Here is a 21,390-nt window from a genome sequence, read left to right as displayed (position 1 = left end):
TATTTTATTTTTTCAGTTTATTATAAATCGTTCTGTCAAACTTGTAATATCGTGCTGCGCGGTGACGAACACCTTTTTCTTTTTCTTCCATCGGCACAACATAAGGCATCAACGCTATTTTTTTATGGAAATTCCGGATATCGAACTCCTTGTCGTACACCAGTTGATATAATATGCGAAGCTGAGCCGCAGTAAACTTTCTCGGCAGAAGATCGAACATGACCGAAGGATTTGTTTCCACATAATGGCGAATATACGTCAGTGCATCATGAAAAATCTGAATATGGTCGAACGCCAGCGTCTTCACCTCCGAAACCGGAGTCCAGCAAGCATCGTACGTATCAGTCAGCTGTCGGTTACGCTGATCTATCTTGAGCAAAGAAAGATAAGCGATTGTTACAATTCTGCCCACCTTATTGTCTGTAATGCGATGGAAACGTTCCAGCCACAACACATCCTTAGGATTCGAAGTGCGGTCTTTCGATCCATAAGCCTTAAACTGACTCATCTTTATGTTCTTCAAGCCGGTTAACTCATTCAGTACTCGTTTTGCAGCCTCATCAAGGTCTTCATCCGCATAAATCAAACTGCCCGGAAGCTTCAAATCATTAAACTCACCGTCGGTTTGCTTGCCAATCTGACGCACCAGCAAAACGCGAAACTGTTCTCCATCGAAGCCAATCAGCACGCAATCCACCGACACATGTACATCGATTATAAGGTTATTTCCGGTTTGAGTTCCCATATCTTCATTTTCTTTTGACAATGCAAATATAAGTAGTTTTCTCATTCGTTATTCAAAAATATAGCAATATTTATCATGTTATAAAACATTATTCCACAAATAAATAGATTTCATACTTTATACGATATATAATTAATGTATTATTGTACGATATACGAAAAGGTAAAAGAGCAATTTTCACCTGCGGGGAAAGCACATTTAAATTAGTTTCTTATCTTTGTAGCAAACAATTGTAATAATGTAAGATATGAAACATTACCCTTGTGTACTTACCATTGCCGGTTCAGACTGTAGCGGAGGGGCCGGCATTCAGGCAGACATCAAGACCATTTCAGCACTGGGGGCTTACGCAGCCAGCGCCATCACCGCCATTACCGTACAAAACACATGCGGAGTAACGGGCATCCACCCTGTTCCTGCCAGTTACGTAAAGGGACAGATTGAAGCCGTTATGACAGACATACGCCCACGCGCCATAAAAATCGGCATGATAAACGATGTAAATATTGTAAAGGTTATAGCCGAATCCCTGCAGACATACAAGCCGGAATTTGTCGTTTTCGATCCGGTTATGGTATCGACCAGCGGATGCAAGCTCATGGAAGACGAAGCAATAGAAGCCATTACTTCCCAGCTCATGCCCCTGTCCACCCTCATCACTCCCAATCTGCGCGAAGCCGAAGTGCTGACAGGAATGCCAATTCCCGATATTGAAACAATGAAAACTGCCTCGCGCGACCTTTTGCATTATGGTTGTCACGCCGTACTGGTAAAAGGAGGACATCTGGAAAACGGCGGCATGTGCGATGTTCTGCAAATCGAAAACGAAACTGAGCCACATCTGTTCACAGCCGATAAAGTAGAAAGTCACAATACCCACGGCACCGGATGCACACTCTCTTCCGCCATTGCCACCTATCTGGCTTTGGGACACGACATGACCGAAGCTGTACGTCTTGCCAAAGCATACGTATATCAAGGCATTCTCTCAGGGAAAGACATACACATCGGCGAAGGACACGGACCGCTGAATCATTTTCACTCTCCCGTTCCGATGCACATTTACGATGAAGATTAAACCGAAACAAGCAGAATTCTAAAATAAATCATTACCTTTGTCATTAATAACTTAATTCAAAAATAAATTTATGAAAGCATTTGTATTCCCCGGACAGGGTGCGCAATTCGTAGGAATGGGCAAAGACCTCTACGAAAACTCAGCGCTGGCAAAAGAATTATTCGAGAAAGCAAACGATATTTTAGGCTACCGCATTACCGACATTATGTTCAACGGCACAGACGAAGACCTGCGCCAGACAAAAGTTACCCAGCCTGCCGTATTCCTTCACTCAGTTATTTCGGCTCTTTGCATGGGCGAAGACTTCAAGCCCGAGATGACAGCAGGACATTCTCTGGGAGAATTTTCTGCACTTGTAGCGGCTGGTGCATTGTCGTTCGAAGACGGTTTGAAACTGGTATACGCACGTGCCATGGCCATGCAAAAGGCTTGTGAAATGCAACCCTCTACAATGGCTGCCATCATCGCACTGCCTGATGAAAAGGTGGAAGAAATCTGCGCACAGGTCAGCGCTGAAGGTGAAACTTGTGTAGCAGCCAACTTCAACTGCCCGGGACAGATTGTTATTTCGGGTTCAATAGAAGGCATCAACAAGGCTTGCGAACTGATGAAAGCTGCCGGTGCTAAACGTGCATTGCCTCTGAAGGTAGGTGGTGCTTTCCACTCTCCGCTGATGAATCCTGCCAAAGTAGAGCTGGAAGCTGCTATTAAGGCTACTGAATTTCACACACCAAAGTGTCCTATTTACCAGAACGTAGATGCTAAACCGCATACTGATCCGGCCGAAATCAAGTCGAATCTGGTAGCACAGCTGACTGCTTCTGTACGCTGGACACAGACTGTACAGAACATGATTGCCGATGGAGCAACTGAATTCATCGAATGCGGTCCGGGTGCTGTTCTTCAGGGACTTATCAAAAAGATAAACAAAGAAGTCAATGCTCACGGCATAGCATAATCTGCCTGACGGCATAAAAAAATAAAACCCGCTGACATCCTTCCGAAAATTTGTACAAAAAATTATTTCTTTTGTACAAATTTTTAAGAAATGTCAGCGGATTTTTTTATCCCCTTCCGCAGATGTTTCAAGAAACGTCGGGACACAATTTACCCCCTTTGCGATTTTTCTCCATTCCTGCTTCTTAAAAATCAGAGCAAGACTCCGGACGGAAATTTCACAAAGGGGGTAAAATAATATTTATTATTTCAAGAGTTCTCCCAGTTTGGCAGCCAGTTGCTCGCCACGCAGGTTGCGAGCAACAATTGTTCCCTGCTGGTCAACCAATACAGTTGCAGGAATAGCACGTACACCATACAGTTTAGCACCTTCGCAATCCCATCCTTTCAGGTCGGACATCTGTGCCCATGTGATGTTCAAATCCTTGATAGCTTTCTTCCATGCTTCTACATTATTATCCAGCGATACGCCTACAATACCAAAACCTTTAGCCTTGTATTCGTTGTATGCAGCTACCACATTCGGCATTTCGGCACGGCAAGGACCACACCAGCTGGCCCAGAAATCAATCAGCGTCAGCTTATTCTGAGCGATGAAGTCGGACAATTTCACTTCATTGCCTTCCGGAGTATTCATTGTGAAGTCAATAAACTTCTGGCCTACTTCTGTTTTTTCGACAGTAGCAATATGTTCTTTCAATGCTACGACATCCTTGTCGTTGCTGTATGCAGCCGGAACCTTGTCCAGCAATGCTTTAACCTTAGCAGTTTCGAACGCATTGGCATACGAAGTAAGCAACTGTACACCAACCAGATTATTGATATTTGCCGAAATAGAATTGTAAACCATTTCGGTACCGAGGCTGTCTTTTTCTGCCAACTGCTTTTCCAAATCCTTACGCTGTTCTTCGGTCAGTGTTGTATCTGTCTGAGCCTTCTGATACAAGTCCGACATCTCCTGATTGATTGCTACGAACTTATCCATAAACTGCTGATATGCATCGTTGCATGCTGTTCCAGCAACTTTATTCGATTTAGCGCTCATATTCAGGCTGATATTACCCTTTTCAATAAAGACCATCGCAGTCATGCGCTGTCCGTTCTTCTTATAAGTCACATAACGGCTTACAGTTACAGAATCGGGAGTACCTTTAAATTCGAAAGCTCCACCTTTTACAACAGCAGAATCCATTTTAACCAGTCCACCATCGACAAAGTCCTGCAAGTAAACGGTATCACCTTCGGCTACACCTTCGATAGTACCTTTGATAGTATACCCTGCTTTTTCTTGACAAGAAGCAAATGCCAGCAGTCCGGCAGTTGCCATCAATAATAATTTCTTCATAATAGTGTAAAAATAAATAGTTAGATTGCCGACAAAGATAGCCCATTAAATTCGAAAGGCAAACAAATTGAAGCAGATTCTTCCGAATGCTATTCGAATTTATTTTTCCGAAGAAACAGCGGAAGTAGGCAGCACAATGCATAAAGAGCCCGATACCACTGGAGTGAAATTCCAAAGAAAGTATCCAGCCCGGTATAATGTAATGAAGTAAACAACTGGACAACAAAGAACAATGTCACGCAATAGCCGGAAAACCGCACAACACTGTACGACATGCCCCGGATAATATCCCTGTCGGTGCGATATAAATCGACAGCATAACCGTATATCATAGCCATAATTCCCAGTCCCAATGACAACAGGTAACTGACACCTTCTGCCAGAGGAGAGTTCTTCAACTCGCCGGTAATGCTGCGCACAACTCCCCATGGTCCCAGTGCCAGAAACAATACCACCAGTACATAAACCATACCGACACTCAGACTCAGCCATAAAGAACGTTTCTCCTTACGGGAAAGTTTCCTGCCACGGAACAGTACACCTCTGACGGCTTCCCAAAAGCCGGAGTGCAGACATAACCCCACGCCAAAAGACAGCAGCAAGATATCGCCGAAAAATGGAGCCTCCAGCAATCCGTCGCCTACATTTCTGAGCTTCCAGCGCAGCCCCTCCGCGCTGATCAGACTCTGTACGCCCGACCAGCCATAGATACTTCCTACCCACGAAAGCAGGGCGACCACCAGGGTGAGCAGGAAAAATACCGTAGCAGGGTGAAGAAAACGCTTATTCATCATCCGGTTCAAGGTTATCGATATCCAAAATCCTCAATTCGAAAGCCCGTGTAACCAGACGACAGGCGTTTACACCCGTGCGTTCTTCGGGACGAAACAAACGGTTCACCAGTTCGTTCTGGCGCTTTTCTATCGACTTTACTCCAAAAGGCATTGCTTTCAGATTGGTTATCATTTCCTTGGTATAACCCAATGCCAGATGACGAAGCAGACGTTCGTCGTATTCATCGATGTCATAATCGATGATAGCTTCCTGACGGCGCATCTCCACTTCTACCGATTTTTTAAAGCGTTCTACTATCTTTTCCAGTATCGGATAGTTGAACACTAATTTCTTGCCTGCCATTACAGCCTCCACATCGGTAGCAGTCAGCAGTTCGCCTGTCTTCAGAATGATTCCGTCTGCCCCTGCATTCAGTGCATCTACCCACAACTTTTCATTCAGAACTTCGCCTGTAAAAATCAGCACCTTCAGTTCCGGCCGTTCCCGATGCAGACGTGCACAGATATCGACTCCGATTGTTGTCGAACCTCCCAATCCCAAATCGAGCAAAACCAGGTCGGGAGTATGCTGCTCCAGCAACGTCCAGAACTCGGCTTCGGTCATAGCAGTACCTATAACCTCAGCATTGGGTATCTCGTGACGGAAAATTTCTTCCGTACCTTTCAATTCCAGTTTGACGTCTTCTACAATGATAACTTTAAACTTTTCCATATCTTAATCGTTCGTTTATTTTCTTGTACTAAGAGGTATGGTAAACCATACTGTATATCCTCCGCCCGCATACGGGCAAGCATTTATGCGGCATCCACGCCTTCCGGCAAATTCATCATGCTCGCGGACGATTTGCTTGCAGACCAGGAACTCGGTTCCTTGAAGTCCGGTTCCGCCTCCTTCGTGGAAGTGTGACAGCACGGGATAGAACAAATCGTTCAATTCTGCCTGCGTAGGGTTACGGCGCATATCTGTAAAGTCGAAACGGGCAAATCCGTTTTCTTCGTAAACAGCAAGTTTCAAGGTGCCCGACTGAGGATAACGCACAGCCTCGTCAAGCAGGTTTTCAAATAAAAAGAGAAGCAACACGGCATCTCCCGCTACCGACAATCCGGCATTTACTTCGGTTTCCAAGTGCAGGGTATACGACAGCTTACGGGTTATCTTACGCAAGTACTTTTCTGCCTGACTAACTATCCAAGTAACCGGTACCTCTGCCCGCCGGAATGTAATATCGTCGAGCTGACGCGATGCACACGAACTGAGCAGGGTAAATATATCCTTATAATAGCTTACAAGCTCGGATATGGTCTGTAGTTGCTGCCGTTCTTCCTCCAAAGAAATATTTTCTTCCCGATTCAAACGATCGACAATCTGTTTTATGCGGTTAGGATAATAAATCGTTTCGTGTTTAATGGTAGACAGGCAATTGTCCAGCACCATATTCTGCACGTGCAGCATGTTCTCTTCGTAGGAAGTACGCCGTGCATCGTCCTGAGCCAGCTCGATATCGTAATGCTTTCTCCGGACACAAACAACCGTGTTGTGCAGTACCACGGCAAGATAACTAACCACCAGTTCTACCAGCAGCCTGTCGTCTTCGCGGACACATGGCAAGGCTGTCTTTATAGCAAGCACACCAGTACAATAATGTTCCTCACCTACTTCTACATTCAAGGGGAAATAATTCCATGCCGCTTCGCTCGTCCATGTCACCTGCCGTTTTTCAAAACAACGCTGCATTCTGTTGCACACGTCTTCGTTTTCGCCTTCTTCGCCAAAGATATAGTGCAAGGCGGATGTTTCCTCATCGTACAAGGCCAGTGCCATGTCGGCTACCGGAACCAGTTCGTTCATTTCGCCGGAAAGTTTTTCAAGAATATTTTCCGCCAGATTCGCTTCTTCTTCCTCGCGAGGCTGTGCTACCGAAAAAATAGACTGGTTGATTTCGAAAACTTGCTCCATATTATAACGATAGTGCAAGCGGTGACGCAGGTAAAGAATATAATAACCAGCCAGACACCCTCCCACAAGCAGGATGAAAATGGCAAGAGCTATCAGCTTGTTGTTGGCCGACTGCTGCATTCGTACGCAATATTCCTCCAGCGAACGGTCCTTGCTAATTTGCTTGTACAAGGTAGCATAGGCGCGATTGTTATAATAATAAGTACGGAAATCTTTTACAGCCAGCCCGGCTACGGCGGCTTCATTGCGCACATCGAGCAGGATATAGTAATCGGTGACAAATCCCTGAGCCAGCCATGTTTGCTCGGCTGCATCGTAATCGTCGCGATACAGTTTCAACAACGGATAGCGACGCTTCGAATACTTCAGGTAGTGCATATTCATATATCGCAGGACACTGTCGGCATATACCAGAGCCTCCTGATACCGACCGTTTACATTACAATCGTATACCAGATTGGCGTAGTCGTTTGCAATCGACAACAGACTGTCGTATACCTGATCTGTTTCCGGTTTTGCCGCATGCTGTACCGAAGGCTGACAACTGCCCAGTCCAGCCAGACCGGCTATCAGCCACAAGCATATGGAGAGTACTTTCTTTACCCCTTTAGGCAAACGGAAATAAAAACGACTACCTTTTCCCAACGTACTGTCTATCGAAAAGCGACAGACACCGAATACAGCATTGGTCTTACGGTATTTTTCGATGATTCCTTTGCAGTTCATCAGTCCGAAACCGGAACCTTTCTGCTTACGCAATTCTTCCACATCAGTTGCCGTATTCATACCTATCGAACCGGAATCGTAGACTTTCTCTCCCAAAATGCGGTTGACATCTTCTTCCGACAGCCCAGGACCGTTGTCGGTAACTGAAATTTCTACATAATCATCAGTTTCTACGGCCTTAAGTTCCACGCGTCCTTGCTCGGGAGTATACTTACGTGCATTTTCTGCCAGCGTATTGATCATAAAAAGCGTCAGAGCTTTGTCTGCCTTGACAACAGCTTCGGTTGGGAAAACGACCAGTTCCTGATGCTTCATCTCGAATGAACGTTTTCCCTTTGATATAATGGCAAAAAGTTCCTTCAATGCAAAATTTTCGATATTCAGGCTCAGTACTCCCTGACGCATCTTAATCCACAAGGCCAGTATCTCATTATATTCATTGATACGGGTTATCAGTTCATCGATGTACTCGAACTTACCTTTTTTTACGTCCGCCTGACGCGCATAGACAGCCGACTGGAGCTTATGAACCTCATTGGCTACTCGGTCTATATAAGGTAAAATGCCGGTCACAATAGACAGACAAGCTTTCTTTACCATGTTCTGCCGTTTATTGTCGGCCAGATGCTGTTCATGGATGTACTGCTCTTTTTCCAGCCTCCGACGTTCGTCGTCAAGTGAAACCAGATTCAATCCATTTTCCAATGTCCACGCCAAATATGGCAGAATCAGTTGCAGCAATGTACATTTTTCCTTCCGAAGTGGACAAGGCAAGGCAAGCAAAAGCTTTCCCACCGTTTTTTTCTGATCGGGAGAGAACAAATCATATTCGTAGTAACCGGCATATTGTTCGGCTGCCTGCTCCTCCGGCAATTGTCCTTCCAATATAATTTTCACATCGGTAGCACCGAATATCTGATAAAATCCTCCTTTAATCGTTTGACAAAGCGCATCTATTATCTCATCTGCCTCGGTTACACAAACCGGAACGGACGAGGTTATCTTACGACACAAATCAAATACCTCTTTTAATACGGCTATGTATTGCTTATTGCGTTTTCTCCAGCGACGGTTCAGAACGATAAAGAGAATAATCAATACAAAAATGCCTAAAACGACCAACGATAACAGGACATTGAGCTGCCTCGATTCTTTCTCCAAAGCGGCATAGCGACTCTCCAAAGCCTTGTCTTGCCGGGTATAGTCGAGCAAATCCAAATAAACATTCCGGTTATAATCCGACTCTGCCTTACAGCCCATTGCTGCATAGGTCCGACTTAACTGTTCACGCAGACGCAGAATCCATTCCGGTATTGTCTTGATTCCTTCGTCGGCAATCCATTTCAACTCGGTAGAATGTGTCGCACCAGGAGCATAAATCTGCAGGCGATCGGTTGTATCGGTACAATGATAGTACTTTTCGTGATGCCAGTTTACATACTGAAGTGCAGCCTTCAGATTTTCAAGTGCTTTCTCCGGTTGTCCTGAATAATTATAATATGTAGCAATGGTACGGTAAGTTCCCGAAATCTGATATCCGTCGCCGTATTGCTTAAACAAATCCAATGCCTGCCTTGCATAATATAAAGGCAAACTGTCTACCGGCAAATTTTTTTCATTGACTAACCTGAGTATACCCGAACGATGTTTTTCCAGAATCTCCCGATTACGCCGAAAGTTCAGCAGCTCGGCCATTGCCTGCAATGCATTGGCTTCAAAATAAATGTATCCTCCCTTACGACTTTGCAGCAAGCAGTTCGTCAGACAGCCAAATTCTCCTGTAATGACTTGTTCACGTGTAGGAGCTTCATACATGCCTCCCGACCCTCTCATGTATTCGTAATAGAGTGACTGGGCAGTGTCGTTCTGCAATACTTCGGGAGTGATGGAATTGATGGATTGCAATGATGCCTTGTGTTGTTCCAGATAATAAAAATAAATGCCCGAAACAATATGGAATTCAGAAACAGCATAATTCAGCCGCATTTTTTCGTGAGCATCCGATATGAGTGACTCGTCTTCACGGATACGTTTCAAACGGCGTAACGCGCTGTTACGGTAATCATAAAACTCCTTGTTCATCGACGTGCGCTGGCATATTTTCATCATGCCAATATCCGATATAAGATGTTCTATTTCATTACTCCCCTCCTCTAATGCTTGACGGAACAACGAAGAAGACTTCTCGAAATTCATGCGCATGAATGCACAAAAGCCCATGTTATTCAGCGCTTCTGCATGTAAATCTGCGTTTCCTTCAGACAGCAGAAGAGCACGGGACGCTGCCTTCACAGCAACAGACAAGTCTTTATAACGCATATCATAGGCTACCTGATTCAAGGAATCGGCCTCTGCATAAGCAGCTGTGTCTTGCTTCTTATGCTCTCCGCACGATATCCAGCCCATAGCCATGAAAGCCATAATCAATGTATATATTGCCACTCTCATACAGAAACACACGATTTGTTACAAATGTACAAAGTTCATTGCGAAGAAACGGTAAACCAGATGATAAAAAAACAAAAGAGGTTATACCATAACGTTCTGGCGAAATGATATAACCTCTTGCAGATAAAGTGAAAACACTTTATTTCTTTGATTCTTCCAAAGAAACTCTTCTAAATTCTTTCAATACTTTTTCCAGTTCCAATGAAACTTTACGAGCACGAGTTCCTGCTGCTTTATTACCTTTAGCAACCTGCAATTCAGCATCAGCAACCAAGGCTGCATTCAATTCCTTAATCTTTGCAATCAATTCGTTCATAATCTTCTGTATTTTTATTTTAAACAATCTCAAAGTAAATACAAATAACTCAATAACATACATCTTTATCTTTCTTTTTTACATTATTTAATACATTAATCTACTTTTCAATGCAATTCAGTTGCAAATGAAGCCTTTAGGGATAAAATGAGAGGACTAAATATTGAATTTATAACATAAGCTCTGTATTTTTGCCGTAAATATAAACAACAAAAAAAATGGAACGTTATCATCATTCACATGAGCATCATCATGAAGTAACTTCGCTCAACACAATATTTATCTTGTGCATCGTTATCAATCTGATTTTTGTTCTCATAGAAGCTGGCGCAGGATTCATTTATAACTCACTGGGATTGCTTTCGGATGCCGGACATAACCTGAGTGACGTGTTCAGCCTGCTGCTGTCTCTTTTTGCCTTTCGGATGTCATTGCATCGAGGTAATCGTCACTTTACTTACGGATATAAGAAAAGTACAGTACTGGTCTCGCTTGTAAATGCCATTATCTTACTGATTGCCGTTGGAGCTATCGTTATCGAAAGTATATACAAACTAAAATATCCGGAAGCAACTTCTGGAAAAGCCATATCGTGGACAGCTGGTATAGGAATATTGGTAAATGGCATAACAGCCTGGCTACTGATGAAAAATCAAAAGCATGATTTAAATGTAAGGGGAGCATTTCTGCATATGGCAATGGACACACTGGTTTCTGTAGGGGTTGTTATATCCGGTATTGTTATTATATACACGGGCTATACAGTCATTGATACATTAGTCAGCTTAATCATTGCGGCTATTATTCTATGCTCAACATGGAAATTACTGAAAGAAAGTTTATTTCTCTCTCTTGATGCTGTACCCGAAAATATTGATATACGAACTATCGAACAAATCATAGCCCACTCACCAGGCATAGAAGATTGGCATCACTTACATATATGGGCTGTCAGCACAACCGAAAATGCAGCTACTGTCCACATTGTAATTAAAGATTTATCGCAAATGGAAGACATTAAATGGGAGCTGAAGAAGAAATTACATCAACAAGGTATCCAGCATGTAACCATCGAATGTGAAACGATAGATTCTGTTTGCAAAGAAAGAAGTTGCTGTTAATATCTGCTTATATCGAATATCACTTTTATTTTCCGATTTTATTCTGATATTTTCGAGCCGAACAAAATTCTTTGTTCCTGCTTTTCTGAATCAAATAGATATGTAAACAATACGTAGCAATAATTACAAGATGACAGACAGATAAGTGCTACAAAAGAAAGAAGCCTTCCCATTATTCGAAAAGAATAATCAGGAAGGCTTTTAATATGCAGCTACTTGCCTTACCAGATAAAGGCATTGAGTTATTTATCAATTAGCTTCTTTCTTGGTTGTTTTCTTAGCAGTTGTCTTCTTTTCTGCAGAATCAGCCTTTTTAGTTGTCGCTTTCTTCGCAGCAGCTTCAGCTTTCTTCAACTCAGCCTGCAATTTATTGACTTCATTGGTTAACTGAACTAATTCTTCACCCTGATTTTTAATCGTAGTAAGCAAAGAGCTCAATTCTTCATTATCCATATCTACTGGGTAGAGAGAATTAACACGACCCAAGAAGTCACCCAAAATATTCATGTAATTGGTGAATGCATCGTATGGAGAATCATAAATACCTCTATTTAAGCCAACGCCTGTATCCTTTGTAGTCATGAAACGGAAATTGTTGCTTGCCTGCAAATAATACCAATCCTGCTTGATACGACGGTCATCACACAGATAAACACGTTCGGCTACACTATACAATTTATTGAATGCTTCACGCTGCATCACATTACCCAGCCATGGACTAATATCTCTTTCTTCGTCTGCCCACGACATTGGATAAGGTACATCTACCATATCAACTGATTTCAGTTTGGTTACAATTTCTGTCGGAGTAGAGAAAGTGATTCCTCTTTGTTTTGCACATGTCGGAAGAGCTTTCAAGAATTCCAATATATTAGATGATAACGGTTGTGCTATACCCAATGCAGACAATTCCATAAAGATATTAATAACCTGCTCGTTCTCAGGAAGAGAAGCAATCCAATCAATATACTTATCTGCAAACAAAGGATACTCACTCCATTCACTATTAGAGAAACGGAGACTTATATCATCAGACAATTTAAAGTCACGCATCAAAAGCTTCAGGTTCGGATTTTCAGCACAATGATACAAATAGTGAGGACTCTTCCAACCTAATACATGCTTAGCTCCTTCCACCAGTACGCCCTTAAATCCCATGCTGGCTACAATGCCACCAATTTCATTGTCATAAATCAAGCTGGAGTTACGGAATACCTTCGGTTCTTGTCCAAAATAATCCTTAACCTTACGGCGCATATGCTCAACTTCTTCACGGAAACAATCTTCATTTGCCAAAGAAGAAAGACCATGAGAATAAGGTTCACAAATAAATTCACAACAACCAGTTGCATTTAACTCATGCAATAACTCGATGACTGCCGGAGCATGTATCTCCAACTGTTCCAATGCAACTCCCGAAATAGAAAGAGCAACCTTAAACATTCCTTCATTGTTCTTTGCCATTTCAATCAAAGTCTTCAGAGCAGGAATATAGGAACGCTCTGCCACTTCGTTAATGCCTTGTTCGTTGGCATAATCATCATAATAATAGTGATCGGTTCCAATTTCGAAGAAACGATAACGTTTCAAATGTATAATCTGGTGTATTTCAAAGTAAAGACAGATTGTTTTCATAACTAACTTAGCATTTATTATTTACCATAATTTTTTAAAACCTGCTCGTAGAGAGCGCGTACCTTCAAACCAACTTTTTCCCACACGATACCATCAACCTCTTTCTTTCCTTCATCGCGCAAGTATTCATAAAGCGACTGATTAGTACAAATAGAATGAATGGCGTCGGCCATCGCATGAATATCCCAATAATCAGTTTTTATACATTTATCCAAGATTTCTGCGCATCCCGATTGTTTGGAAATAATAGTTGGCACACTACATTGCATTGCTTCCAACGGAGATATACCAAATGGTTCGGAAACAGAAGGCATTATATATACATCACTTGCCTTTAAGACTTCATATACTTGCTTACCCTTCATAAATCCGGGGAAATGGAAACGATCGGCAATACCACGTTCTGCCACTAAGCGAATCATTGCATTCATCATATCACCACTTCCGGCCATTACAAAGCGTACATTATGTGCACGCTTTAATACCATAGCAGCTGCTTCCACAAAATATTCCGGTCCCTTCTGCATCGTAATACGGCCCAGGAAAGTAACAATTTTTTCTTTAGGATTTTTATGTGGAACGATATCTTGAATTTCTTTTGATAATGGAGATACTGCATTGTGTACAGTAAACACCTTTCGCGGATCCTGATAATATTTATGGATAACTGTCTGACGAGTCAGTTCACTTACACACATAATACAGTCGGCATGGTCCATACCATTCTTTTCAATAGAATATACAGTAGGATTTACATTACCACGACTACGGTCAAAATCAGTTGCATGAACATGGATGACTAATGGTTTTCCTGAGATTTGCTTTGCATGAATGCCAGCCGGATAAGTAAGCCAGTCATGAGAATGGATAATATCAAACTTTTGCTGGCGAGCAACGACTCCTGCTACAATCGAATAGTTATTAATTTCTTCGTGCAAATTATCCGGATAACGTCCGGAAAACTCCATACAACCCAAATCGTTTGTATGCATATAATTGAAGTCAGCATAAATATGTTCACGCAAGTCATAATACAGTTGCGGATCCATATAACTTCCAACACGACTATTCACATAATCCCACTGTACATCACGCCACACAATAGGAACACTGTTCATTCCAATAATTTTCAGGAAACTTTGGTCTTCATCTCCCCACGGTCTCGGAATACAGAAAGTGATATCCATATCCGGCTGTTGTGACATACCTTTAGTCAAACCGTAACTGGCAGTACCTAAACCTCCTAAAATATGAGGAGGAAATTCCCAACCAAACATTAAAACTTTCATATTCTTTCCTCCTTTTTACTGATTATCATATTTTTCCAATAGATTTAAAGTTCTCAAAATTTGCGCAACATTCATTGCAAATGATATTGCCCCTCTTCCCTTGAAAGGTGGATTTCCATCAAACAGTTCAGGGATAGTTCCAAGACAATGCAAGCTCATTTCATCTTCATAGCCAATCATTTGCCGCTCGACAAACGAAATCGCGCTACGTTTATACAAGCGCAAATAAGCCTCCAGATAAAATCCTTCCAGCCATGGCCACGCAGTACCTTGATGATATGCATAATCGCGCTGCAACTGCGGACCCACGTAATTAGGATTGTATCCACCACTCTTAGGACTCAAAGAGCGCAAGCCTTTAGGTGTAAGCAATTCCTTTGTAACGATATCCACAACACCTTTTTTCTGTTTTGCATCTAATGGAGAATAATCGAAAGCTGCCGCAAAAATCATATTAGGACGAACACTCCAGTCCAGCATATCACCATCTACATAATCCAGCAAATAACCATATTCATTCAAGAAAGTGCTGACAAAAGACTGCCCCGCTCTTCCTGCTAATTCTGCCAGACGAGATGTAAAATCAGAAGGTCCTTCATTTTCTGCGACCAGTTCTGAAACATACATCAATGCATTATACCAAAGTGTATTAAATTCGACAATATATCCTGAACGTGGTGTTACCGGCCGTCCATTAACAGTCGCATTCATCCATGTTACCGCCTTTTCTGTTCCATGAGAATAAACCAGTCCATTATCACAGACAGTCAAATTAGGATGCTTTCCATCGGCAAGATAAGTCATTATATCCTTCAAAAGCGTACCATATTTCTGATAAGCATCCTTACGAGAAACAGTCTTGCCAAACTGCTGGATAGTCCATACAGCCCATAAAAGCACATCCGGCTGTTCCATCTCATATACCTTCAAAGTTGTATCTTCGTCATTCATAAAAGCATAAATAGCCTTTATGGCAGTACGCATCACCGTATCAAACTTATCAAGTTCATTAATAGCAAGAGTCAGTCCCGGCAATGAAATGAACATATCACGTGCACGACATTTAAACCAAGGATAACCCGCCAAAATATAAGACTCCTCGCCTTGTTTGTTGAGGAACTGATGAGCTGCATTGATAAGGCAGTTTTTAAAGCTATCACGAGGAGTACGTCTGTCGGCTTCCAGAGCAAACAACTCATTCAACTTTTCAGGCTCTATTTCAGAAATACCGCCAGAAAAGACAATAGGCTCATCTTTTGTTATTTCCATTTCGAAATATCCCGGAACATACAAGTCCTCATTAAAGTCATATCCACGTTCTTGCTCCTTCGTATATTCTATGCCTCTATACCAGTCAGGCTGGAAATGAAAATCATTTTCCTTACTCATTTGCATATACAAGTCAGGATACCCAGGATACATACAAGTTTTTAAGCCATTCTTTACTTCGTCATAATGGCGACTTGCCTGTGAGTTTTCATGTGTATACTGACGGACACTGCGGAAAGCCAAGTACGGACGTAAACGAAGAATCGTAGTAGAATGAGCCTCCAGCAAAGTATAGCGAATCAATATTCGATTTTCATGATGAACAAATAGTTTTTCTTTTTTCAGAACTACTCCTCCTACTCTATAGATTGTAGTAGGGACTTTTTCACATTCAAACTCACGGATATACTTATGTCCACGCGGACTAAAGTTATCCCCATGATATTTATGGAGCCCCAAATTGAATTCAGCTCCGTGCTGTACTACCGTTTCATCCAAAGAGGAAAGTAAAACATGGTTTTCATCATCCAGTTCTGGTACAGGGATGACTAACAAACCATGATATTTGCGAGTATTACAATCTACAATTGTAGAACAGTGGTACGCACCCGAACGATTTGTACGTAAAATCTCACGCGTAAGAGATTCTTCCAAATTCGTCATTAGCGTTTTGTCGAATCGTAAATAACTCATAGCTGTTATATTAAGGTTATAATTAATAATTCTATAAAAAATGTTATTTTATTGCTTCCTCAAAAATAGTAATTAAATAAAATAAAGAGAAAAATAAATGGGTATTTTTTCCATTTTCCGACAAAAAAAATTCCATTTGCAACTAATTGACGACAAAGCTGCTTCAATAATGTCTTTTTAATAATAAAAAAACAGAGGGGCCATCTGGTTTTACCGCCAGACAGCCCCTCTGCATATAAAAATCTATCAAGAATTATTTAATCATATCAAAGCCACAATATGGAACCAAAGCCTTCGGGATTCGAATACCTTCTGGTGTCTGGTTATTCTCCAACAATGCTGCAACAATACGAGGCAAAGCCAGAGCTGAACCATTCAATGTATGGCAAAGTTCAGTTTTCTTATCAGCATTACGATAACGACATTTCAAACGATTTGCCTGATACGTATCAAAGTTAGAAACAGAACTAACTTCCAGCCAACGTTTCTGAGCTTCTGAATAAACTTCAAAATCGAAACACAAAGCAGCTGTAAAGCTCATATCACCTCCACACAGACGAAGAATACGATAAGGCAACTCCAATTTCTTTAACAAACCTTCCACATGATCCAACATTTCCTGATGAGATTGTTTTGAATGTTCAGGTTTATCAATACGAACCAATTCGACTTTAGAGAACTCATGCAGACGGTTCAAACCGCGTACATCCTTACCATAAGAGCCAGCCTCACGACGGAAGCACTGAGTGTAAGCGCAGTTTTTGATAGGCAACTGCTTTTCATCCAAGATTACATCACGATAAATATTTGTAACAGGGACTTCAGCTGTCGGAATCAAATACAAATCATCCAAATTGCAATGATACATCTGACCTTCCTTGTCAGGTAACTGTCCTGTACCATAACCAGAAGCTGCATTTACAACTGTAGGAGGCATAATTTCTTCATAACCGGCAGCACGAGCTTCATCAAGGAAGAAATTAATCAGCGCACGCTGCAAGCGAGCACCCTGACCTTTATAAACCGGGAAACCTGCACCTGTAATCTTAACACCCAGGTCGAAGTCAATCAAGTTATATTTCTTAGCCAGCTCCCAGTGAGGCAGTGCATCTTTCGGAAGTTCCGTTTCCATACCGCCCATCTTTACGACTTCATTATCTTCAGCTCCAAATCCTTCAGGAACTTCATCGTAAGGAACGTTAGGAATGGTATAAAGCAAATTCTGCATGTCTTCAGCAGCCTTATCCATTTCTGCCTGCAAATCCTTGCTTACCTCCTTGATTTCAGCCACACGAGCCTTAGCCGCTTCAGCTTCATCCTTCTTGCCTTCTTTCATCAACGAACCGATGTTCTTCGAAATAGAATTTATTTCAGCAAGATTTCTATCTAATTGATTTTGCGCATTACGTCTTTTATCATTCAACTCAAGCACTTGTGCAATAGCTTCTTTAGCATTAGCAAAATGCTTTTTCTCCAATCCGCGAATTACCTTGTCGGTATCTTCTGTAATTTGTTTAATAGTAAGCATATCTTTTTTACTTTTTGAACTCTATTTTGGTTGTGCAAAGATATATTTTTTTATCGGAATACATGCAACATAACTTCCGATATAAATCCAATATTTAGCGGCAAGCCTGACGGATACGTACCAGTTTCACCAATAAATCCTCCAGCAAATCGAGTTTCAGCATATTTGCGCCGTCACTTTTTGCTACAGAAGGATCTTCGTGTGTTTCCATGAACAATCCGTCTACGCCTACAGCTACACCAGCTTTAGCTATTGTTTCTATCAGTTGAGGCATACCTCCTGTCACACCCGAAGTCTGATTAGGCTGCTGGAGCGAATGAGTAACATCCAGCACTACCGGATGTCCGAATGTCTGCATTTCCGGTATTCCACGAAAATCGACCACCAGATCCTGATAACCAAACGTTGTTCCACGTTCTGTCAGCATAACCTGACTGTTTCCAGCCTCCACTACTTTATCAGCGGCAAAACGCATTGCCCCCGGAGAAAGGAATTGTCCTTTCTTAATATTTACTATTTTCCCAGTCTTTGCCGCAGCAACAAGCAAATCCGTCTGCCGGCATAAAAAAGCCGGAATCTGAAGAACATCTACATATTCGGCAGCCATTGCGGCTTCAGCAGCAGCATGTATATCCGTTACAACCGGAACTCCAAACGTTTCGCGTACCTTCGCCAACACCTTCAACGCCTTTTCATCGCCGATTCCCGTAAACGAATCAATACGCGACCGGTTCGCTTTTCGGTACGATCCCTTAAATATATAAGGTATACCCAACTTATCAGTAATCTTTACCACGCGTTCTGCAATGCGCAAGGCCATGTCTTCTCCTTCAATCACACAAGGTCCTGCCAGCAAAAAGAAATTATCACTGTTTTTTAAATCTGAAATAGTCTGTATCATAAAATTTATCAATTCGGAATTATTAATGTCAATGCTTCAGGAGCAATGGTTATTTCTATCGGGAAATGACGGTCGAACCAGATACGTCCGTCGAGGCTGATTTCAGCATTCTGCGCACGCAGTATCTTCACCTTACGAGTACGATACGGCTTTACAATCTTATGATTAAGCAAACGCCCCTGCTGCATCATCCACAACCCGGAGATCAACTGCCGGAGTTCCGGACGGTAAACGAGAGAAACATCCAGCCATCCATTGTAAGGAACCGCACTCGGCGTAAGACCATAACCACGTCCACTACCAATTGCAACCGCCATCAGGCGACCCCGTATATGTTCGTCGTTCACTTTAAGATGCATCCGATGCAGTTTGCGTTCGAAAGCGACCAGAAACAAAGAAGCCAGATAGGAGAACAACGGTATTCCCCAAAAACGACGTGTTTCGTTCGTAATAAGAACAATTCGTGCTCCCAGACCGATATAAACAGCGTTCAGAAAATAACGAGTCTGATGAGTTTCCCCATCAAAGTAACTGAATACCCCGACATCCACTTTTCTAAGCCTGCGATTAATCAGTACATCTACAGCACCCTTAAAATCATCAGAATCCAATCCCCAGTACTTAGCAAAATCATTTCCTATGCCATTGGGAATGATACCAAAAGCAATTTCATGTTTATCAGGAACATCCGAAAGCATAATGCCGTTTATCGCATCATTTATCGCTCCGTCTCCCCCAACAATCACAATCGTACGATAACCATTGTTTGCCAGTGTACGAGCCAACCTCTCCACCGACCCGAATCCTTCCGACTGCACATAATCAAACAACACTCCGCGGCTTTCCATGTAGCCCCGAATCTCCTTCCAACGCTTTTGTGCTTTCCGGCTTCCAGCTTTGGGGTTATATATCACTCCCCAACGAGTAGGTTCCACTGCCATGTTCTTAATCTTTATTGAGTAATCCGATTATTTCATTTACTTTTTCCTCCATCGGGCGAGTTGCATCTATCCAGTGTATGGTAAACCCACGACGCTCCATTCCCCGAAACCAGGTCATCTGCCGCTTGGCAAACTGATGAATGGCTATTTCCAACTGGTGAAACATATCGTCGTACGTTATCTGTCCCGTAACATACAAAGTAAGGTATTTGTATTCCAGACCATAATAAATAAGGTCATCCGGATGAATTCCTCCATCTATCAGTGCCCGAACTTCATCTACCATGCCCTCATCCAAGCGTTGCTTCAGGCGTCTGGATATTTTCTCCCGACGCAAGTCACGGTCAATATCCACACCGATTATCAAGCTGTGAATCTTGGGAAATTCTCGTGCCTCAACAGGCTGATGCAAATAATATTCTTCTATTTCGATAGCCCGAACAGCCCGTTTTGCCGTATCCACATCGGTTGTATTATGCAACTTTTTATAAGAAGACAGGATTTCGGTCAGCTCTTCAAGCGATTTGCCTGCCAGTTTTTCCCTCAATTCAGGATTTTCCGGCACCGGCAACAACCGGTACCCCTTTAAGACCGACTCCAGATACATTCCCGTACCTCCACATAAAACGGGCAACAGCCCACGTGAGCGCATATTTTCGTAAGCCTTCAAAAAGTCGCGTTGAAATTCAAACACATTATATTTATATCCCGGTTCTGCAATATCAATCAGATGATAGGGCACACGATAGCCATCCACCACATAATCGGCAAGGTCTTTTCCCGTACCTAAGTCCATACGCCGATAAACCTGCCGGCTGTCTCCACTAATAATTTCCGTGTGCAACCGTGCAGCAAGAGCTGCCGCCAATGGAGTTTTCCCAGAAGCCGTCGGACCAAGTATAGTTATCAGATCAAAATTCATACGCTACCTTTAAAAAAGTTCCGACGGCAAAGATAACCTTTTTCTTAAACACAAGTAAGATAAAAGCAGCAAGTTTTTATAAAGAGAATCCTAATTTCCATCAACACTCAACAGATTTACCATCTGACTGATTATATAAGGTTTCCATTCATCCAGAACAGTCCGAAAGTCTTCACCTTTCTCCATCATTGTTTCTCTCATCAATTTTCGGGAAACAAAAGGAAACGTCAGTGCACTGTAAAAAGTCAGAAATACAATCCGAAGGGGAACCCTGCGCAACCTCCCCTTATCCATTTCCTCAAGCAGATAATTCTTCAGCTCAGCAAAGAAATGCTCCACCTTCAAATCGGAATATGTCTTGAGCAGAAAGTCCACATCGCGGTCTATCTCCCTCAACATGAACAAAGGCAAATAAGGATTTTCCTGCAACAGATTATAATACACATCCACAATCTGCTCCACACGCACAGACAACGACAAATCCCGATTTGTAATAATATCCTGAAACTTTGGTATGACTGATGCCACAATCATACCAAAGACAGCATTAAACATTTTATCCTTCGTCCGGAAATAATAATGCAGCCCCGGGCGGTTTATTCCTACCCTTTCCGCTATTTCACTCATACAGGCATCGGTATATCCCTTTTCCATGAACACAGACTTGGCTGCATCAATTATCCGTTCCTCCAGGCTGGAACCTTTGACTTCCTCAGACATGGCTG

17 protein-coding genes are annotated in these 21,390 nt (G+C 42.3%); 3 read left to right on the top strand and 14 right to left on the bottom strand.

Features of this window, described 5'->3' with window-relative positions:
• Positions 1-4 precede the first annotated feature (4 nt).
• A complete protein-coding gene (locus WKT12_RS09440) occupies positions 5-745 on the bottom strand; it encodes an NUDIX hydrolase (protein ID WP_340319557.1) in 741 nt (246 codons plus the stop codon).
• Positions 746-992: 247 nt separating this feature from the next.
• Between WKT12_RS09440 and thiD the strand changes: the two genes are divergently transcribed.
• Together thiD and fabD are read left to right on the top strand one after the other, a co-directional pair.
• Positions 993-1,823, top strand: a complete 831-nt coding sequence (thiD, locus tag WKT12_RS09435) for a bifunctional hydroxymethylpyrimidine kinase/phosphomethylpyrimidine kinase (RefSeq protein ID WP_340319534.1) — start codon at positions 993-995, stop codon at positions 1,821-1,823.
• Between the two features lie 70 nt (positions 1,824-1,893).
• Positions 1,894-2,781, top strand: a complete 888-nt coding sequence (fabD, locus tag WKT12_RS09430; protein ID WP_021969951.1) for an ACP S-malonyltransferase — start codon at positions 1,894-1,896, stop codon at positions 2,779-2,781.
• A gap of 243 nt (positions 2,782-3,024) precedes the next feature.
• On the opposite strand, the gene WKT12_RS09425 is transcribed toward fabD, so the two are convergent.
• The 5 genes from WKT12_RS09425 to WKT12_RS09405 form a co-directional block, all read right to left on the bottom strand.
• On the bottom strand, positions 3,025-4,125 hold the full coding sequence (locus WKT12_RS09425; RefSeq protein WP_340319533.1) for a TlpA disulfide reductase family protein: 1,101 nt from the start codon (positions 4,123-4,125) through the stop codon (positions 3,025-3,027).
• Positions 4,126-4,214: 89 nt separating this feature from the next.
• The gene (locus tag WKT12_RS09420; protein ID WP_340319531.1) at positions 4,215-4,919 is read right to left on the bottom strand and encodes an AbgT family transporter; all 705 of its coding nucleotides are present in this window, start codon (positions 4,917-4,919) and stop codon (positions 4,215-4,217) included.
• Positions 4,909-5,631, bottom strand: a complete 723-nt coding sequence (locus WKT12_RS09415; RefSeq protein WP_340319530.1) for a DUF5932 domain-containing protein — start codon at positions 5,629-5,631, stop codon at positions 4,909-4,911. The genes WKT12_RS09420 and WKT12_RS09415 overlap by 11 nt, the downstream gene beginning before the upstream one ends.
• Positions 5,632-5,646: 15 nt before the next feature.
• Positions 5,647-10,050: a DUF5113 domain-containing protein gene (locus WKT12_RS09410; protein WP_340319528.1), complete on the bottom strand. Its 4,404-nt coding sequence runs from the start codon at positions 10,048-10,050 to the stop codon at positions 5,647-5,649.
• A gap of 139 nt (positions 10,051-10,189) precedes the next feature.
• On the bottom strand, positions 10,190-10,366 hold the full coding sequence (locus WKT12_RS09405) for a histone H1 (RefSeq protein WP_340319527.1): 177 nt from the start codon (positions 10,364-10,366) through the stop codon (positions 10,190-10,192).
• 218 nt (positions 10,367-10,584) lie between these two features.
• Here WKT12_RS09405 and WKT12_RS09400 point away from each other — a divergent pair, with 218 nt between their 5' ends.
• Positions 10,585-11,487, top strand: a complete 903-nt coding sequence (locus WKT12_RS09400; RefSeq protein ID WP_021969945.1) for a cation diffusion facilitator family transporter — start codon at positions 10,585-10,587, stop codon at positions 11,485-11,487.
• 249 nt (positions 11,488-11,736) lie between these two features.
• Here WKT12_RS09400 and WKT12_RS09395 read toward each other — a convergent pair whose 3' ends face one another.
• The 8 genes from WKT12_RS09395 to WKT12_RS09360 form a co-directional block, all read right to left on the bottom strand.
• A complete protein-coding gene (locus tag WKT12_RS09395) occupies positions 11,737-13,122 on the bottom strand; it encodes a glycoside hydrolase family 57 protein (RefSeq protein WP_021969944.1) in 1,386 nt (461 codons plus the stop codon).
• Positions 13,123-13,139: 17 nt separating this feature from the next.
• Positions 13,140-14,411, bottom strand: a complete 1,272-nt coding sequence (locus tag WKT12_RS09390) for a glycosyltransferase family 4 protein (RefSeq protein ID WP_340319526.1) — start codon at positions 14,409-14,411, stop codon at positions 13,140-13,142.
• Between the two features lie 15 nt (positions 14,412-14,426).
• Entirely contained in the window at positions 14,427-16,373 is a 1,947-nt protein-coding gene (locus WKT12_RS09385; RefSeq protein ID WP_340319525.1) for a glycogen debranching enzyme N-terminal domain-containing protein, read from the bottom strand.
• Between the two features lie 253 nt (positions 16,374-16,626).
• The gene (gene serS, locus WKT12_RS09380) at positions 16,627-17,901 is read right to left on the bottom strand and encodes a serine--tRNA ligase (protein WP_021969926.1); all 1,275 of its coding nucleotides are present in this window, start codon (positions 17,899-17,901) and stop codon (positions 16,627-16,629) included.
• A gap of 94 nt (positions 17,902-17,995) precedes the next feature.
• Complete coding sequence (gene kdsA, locus WKT12_RS09375; RefSeq protein ID WP_340319524.1) at positions 17,996-18,802, bottom strand: 3-deoxy-8-phosphooctulonate synthase; 807 nt, start codon at positions 18,800-18,802, stop codon at positions 17,996-17,998.
• Positions 18,803-18,810: 8 nt separating this feature from the next.
• Positions 18,811-19,743, bottom strand: a complete 933-nt coding sequence (locus WKT12_RS09370) for a diacylglycerol/lipid kinase family protein (protein ID WP_340319523.1) — start codon at positions 19,741-19,743, stop codon at positions 18,811-18,813.
• A 4-nt stretch (positions 19,744-19,747) separates the two neighbouring features.
• A complete protein-coding gene (gene miaA / locus WKT12_RS09365; RefSeq protein ID WP_021969923.1) occupies positions 19,748-20,665 on the bottom strand; it encodes a tRNA (adenosine(37)-N6)-dimethylallyltransferase MiaA in 918 nt (305 codons plus the stop codon).
• A gap of 90 nt (positions 20,666-20,755) precedes the next feature.
• Positions 20,756-21,385: a TetR/AcrR family transcriptional regulator gene (locus WKT12_RS09360; protein WP_340319522.1), complete on the bottom strand. Its 630-nt coding sequence runs from the start codon at positions 21,383-21,385 to the stop codon at positions 20,756-20,758.
• Positions 21,386-21,390: the final 5 nt, after the last annotated feature.

This window comes from Phocaeicola sp. HCN-6420, from assembly GCF_037890145.1.
In the GTDB taxonomy this organism is placed as follows: Bacteria; Bacteroidota; Bacteroidia; order Bacteroidales; family Bacteroidaceae; genus Phocaeicola.
This window is presented reverse-complemented; position numbering and strand designations above follow the sequence as displayed.

Excerpts from the sequence above, each read along its gene's own strand:
- WKT12_RS09425 (WP_340319533.1), bottom strand. The coding sequence starts at position 4,125 with ATGAAGAAATTATTATTGATGGCAACTGCCGGACTGCTGGCATTTGCT.
- fabD (WP_021969951.1), top strand. The coding sequence starts at position 1,894 with ATGAAAGCATTTGTATTCCCCGGACAGGGTGCGCAATTCGTAGGAATG.
- WKT12_RS09395 (WP_021969944.1), bottom strand. The coding sequence starts at position 13,122 with ATGAAAACAATCTGTCTTTACTTTGAAATACACCAGATTATACATTTG.
- WKT12_RS09360 (WP_340319522.1), bottom strand. The coding sequence starts at position 21,385 with ATGTCTGAGGAAGTCAAAGGTTCCAGCCTGGAGGAACGGATAATTGAT.
- WKT12_RS09400 (WP_021969945.1), top strand. The coding sequence starts at position 10,585 with ATGGAACGTTATCATCATTCACATGAGCATCATCATGAAGTAACTTCG.
- miaA (WP_021969923.1), bottom strand. The coding sequence starts at position 20,665 with ATGAATTTTGATCTGATAACTATACTTGGTCCGACGGCTTCTGGGAAA.
- WKT12_RS09405 (WP_340319527.1), bottom strand. The coding sequence starts at position 10,366 with ATGAACGAATTGATTGCAAAGATTAAGGAATTGAATGCAGCCTTGGTT.
- thiD (WP_340319534.1), top strand. The coding sequence starts at position 993 with ATGAAACATTACCCTTGTGTACTTACCATTGCCGGTTCAGACTGTAGC.
- kdsA (WP_340319524.1), bottom strand. The coding sequence starts at position 18,802 with ATGATACAGACTATTTCAGATTTAAAAAACAGTGATAATTTCTTTTTG.
- WKT12_RS09415 (WP_340319530.1), bottom strand. The coding sequence starts at position 5,631 with ATGGAAAAGTTTAAAGTTATCATTGTAGAAGACGTCAAACTGGAATTG.
- WKT12_RS09410 (WP_340319528.1), bottom strand. The coding sequence starts at position 10,050 with ATGAGAGTGGCAATATATACATTGATTATGGCTTTCATGGCTATGGGC.
- WKT12_RS09370 (WP_340319523.1), bottom strand. The coding sequence starts at position 19,743 with ATGGCAGTGGAACCTACTCGTTGGGGAGTGATATATAACCCCAAAGCT.
- WKT12_RS09390 (WP_340319526.1), bottom strand. The coding sequence starts at position 14,411 with ATGAAAGTTTTAATGTTTGGTTGGGAATTTCCTCCTCATATTTTAGGA.
- WKT12_RS09420 (WP_340319531.1), bottom strand. The coding sequence starts at position 4,919 with ATGATGAATAAGCGTTTTCTTCACCCTGCTACGGTATTTTTCCTGCTC.
- WKT12_RS09440 (WP_340319557.1), bottom strand. The coding sequence starts at position 745 with ATGGGAACTCAAACCGGAAATAACCTTATAATCGATGTACATGTGTCG.
- serS (WP_021969926.1), bottom strand. The coding sequence starts at position 17,901 with ATGCTTACTATTAAACAAATTACAGAAGATACCGACAAGGTAATTCGC.
- WKT12_RS09385 (WP_340319525.1), bottom strand. The coding sequence starts at position 16,373 with ATGAGTTATTTACGATTCGACAAAACGCTAATGACGAATTTGGAAGAA.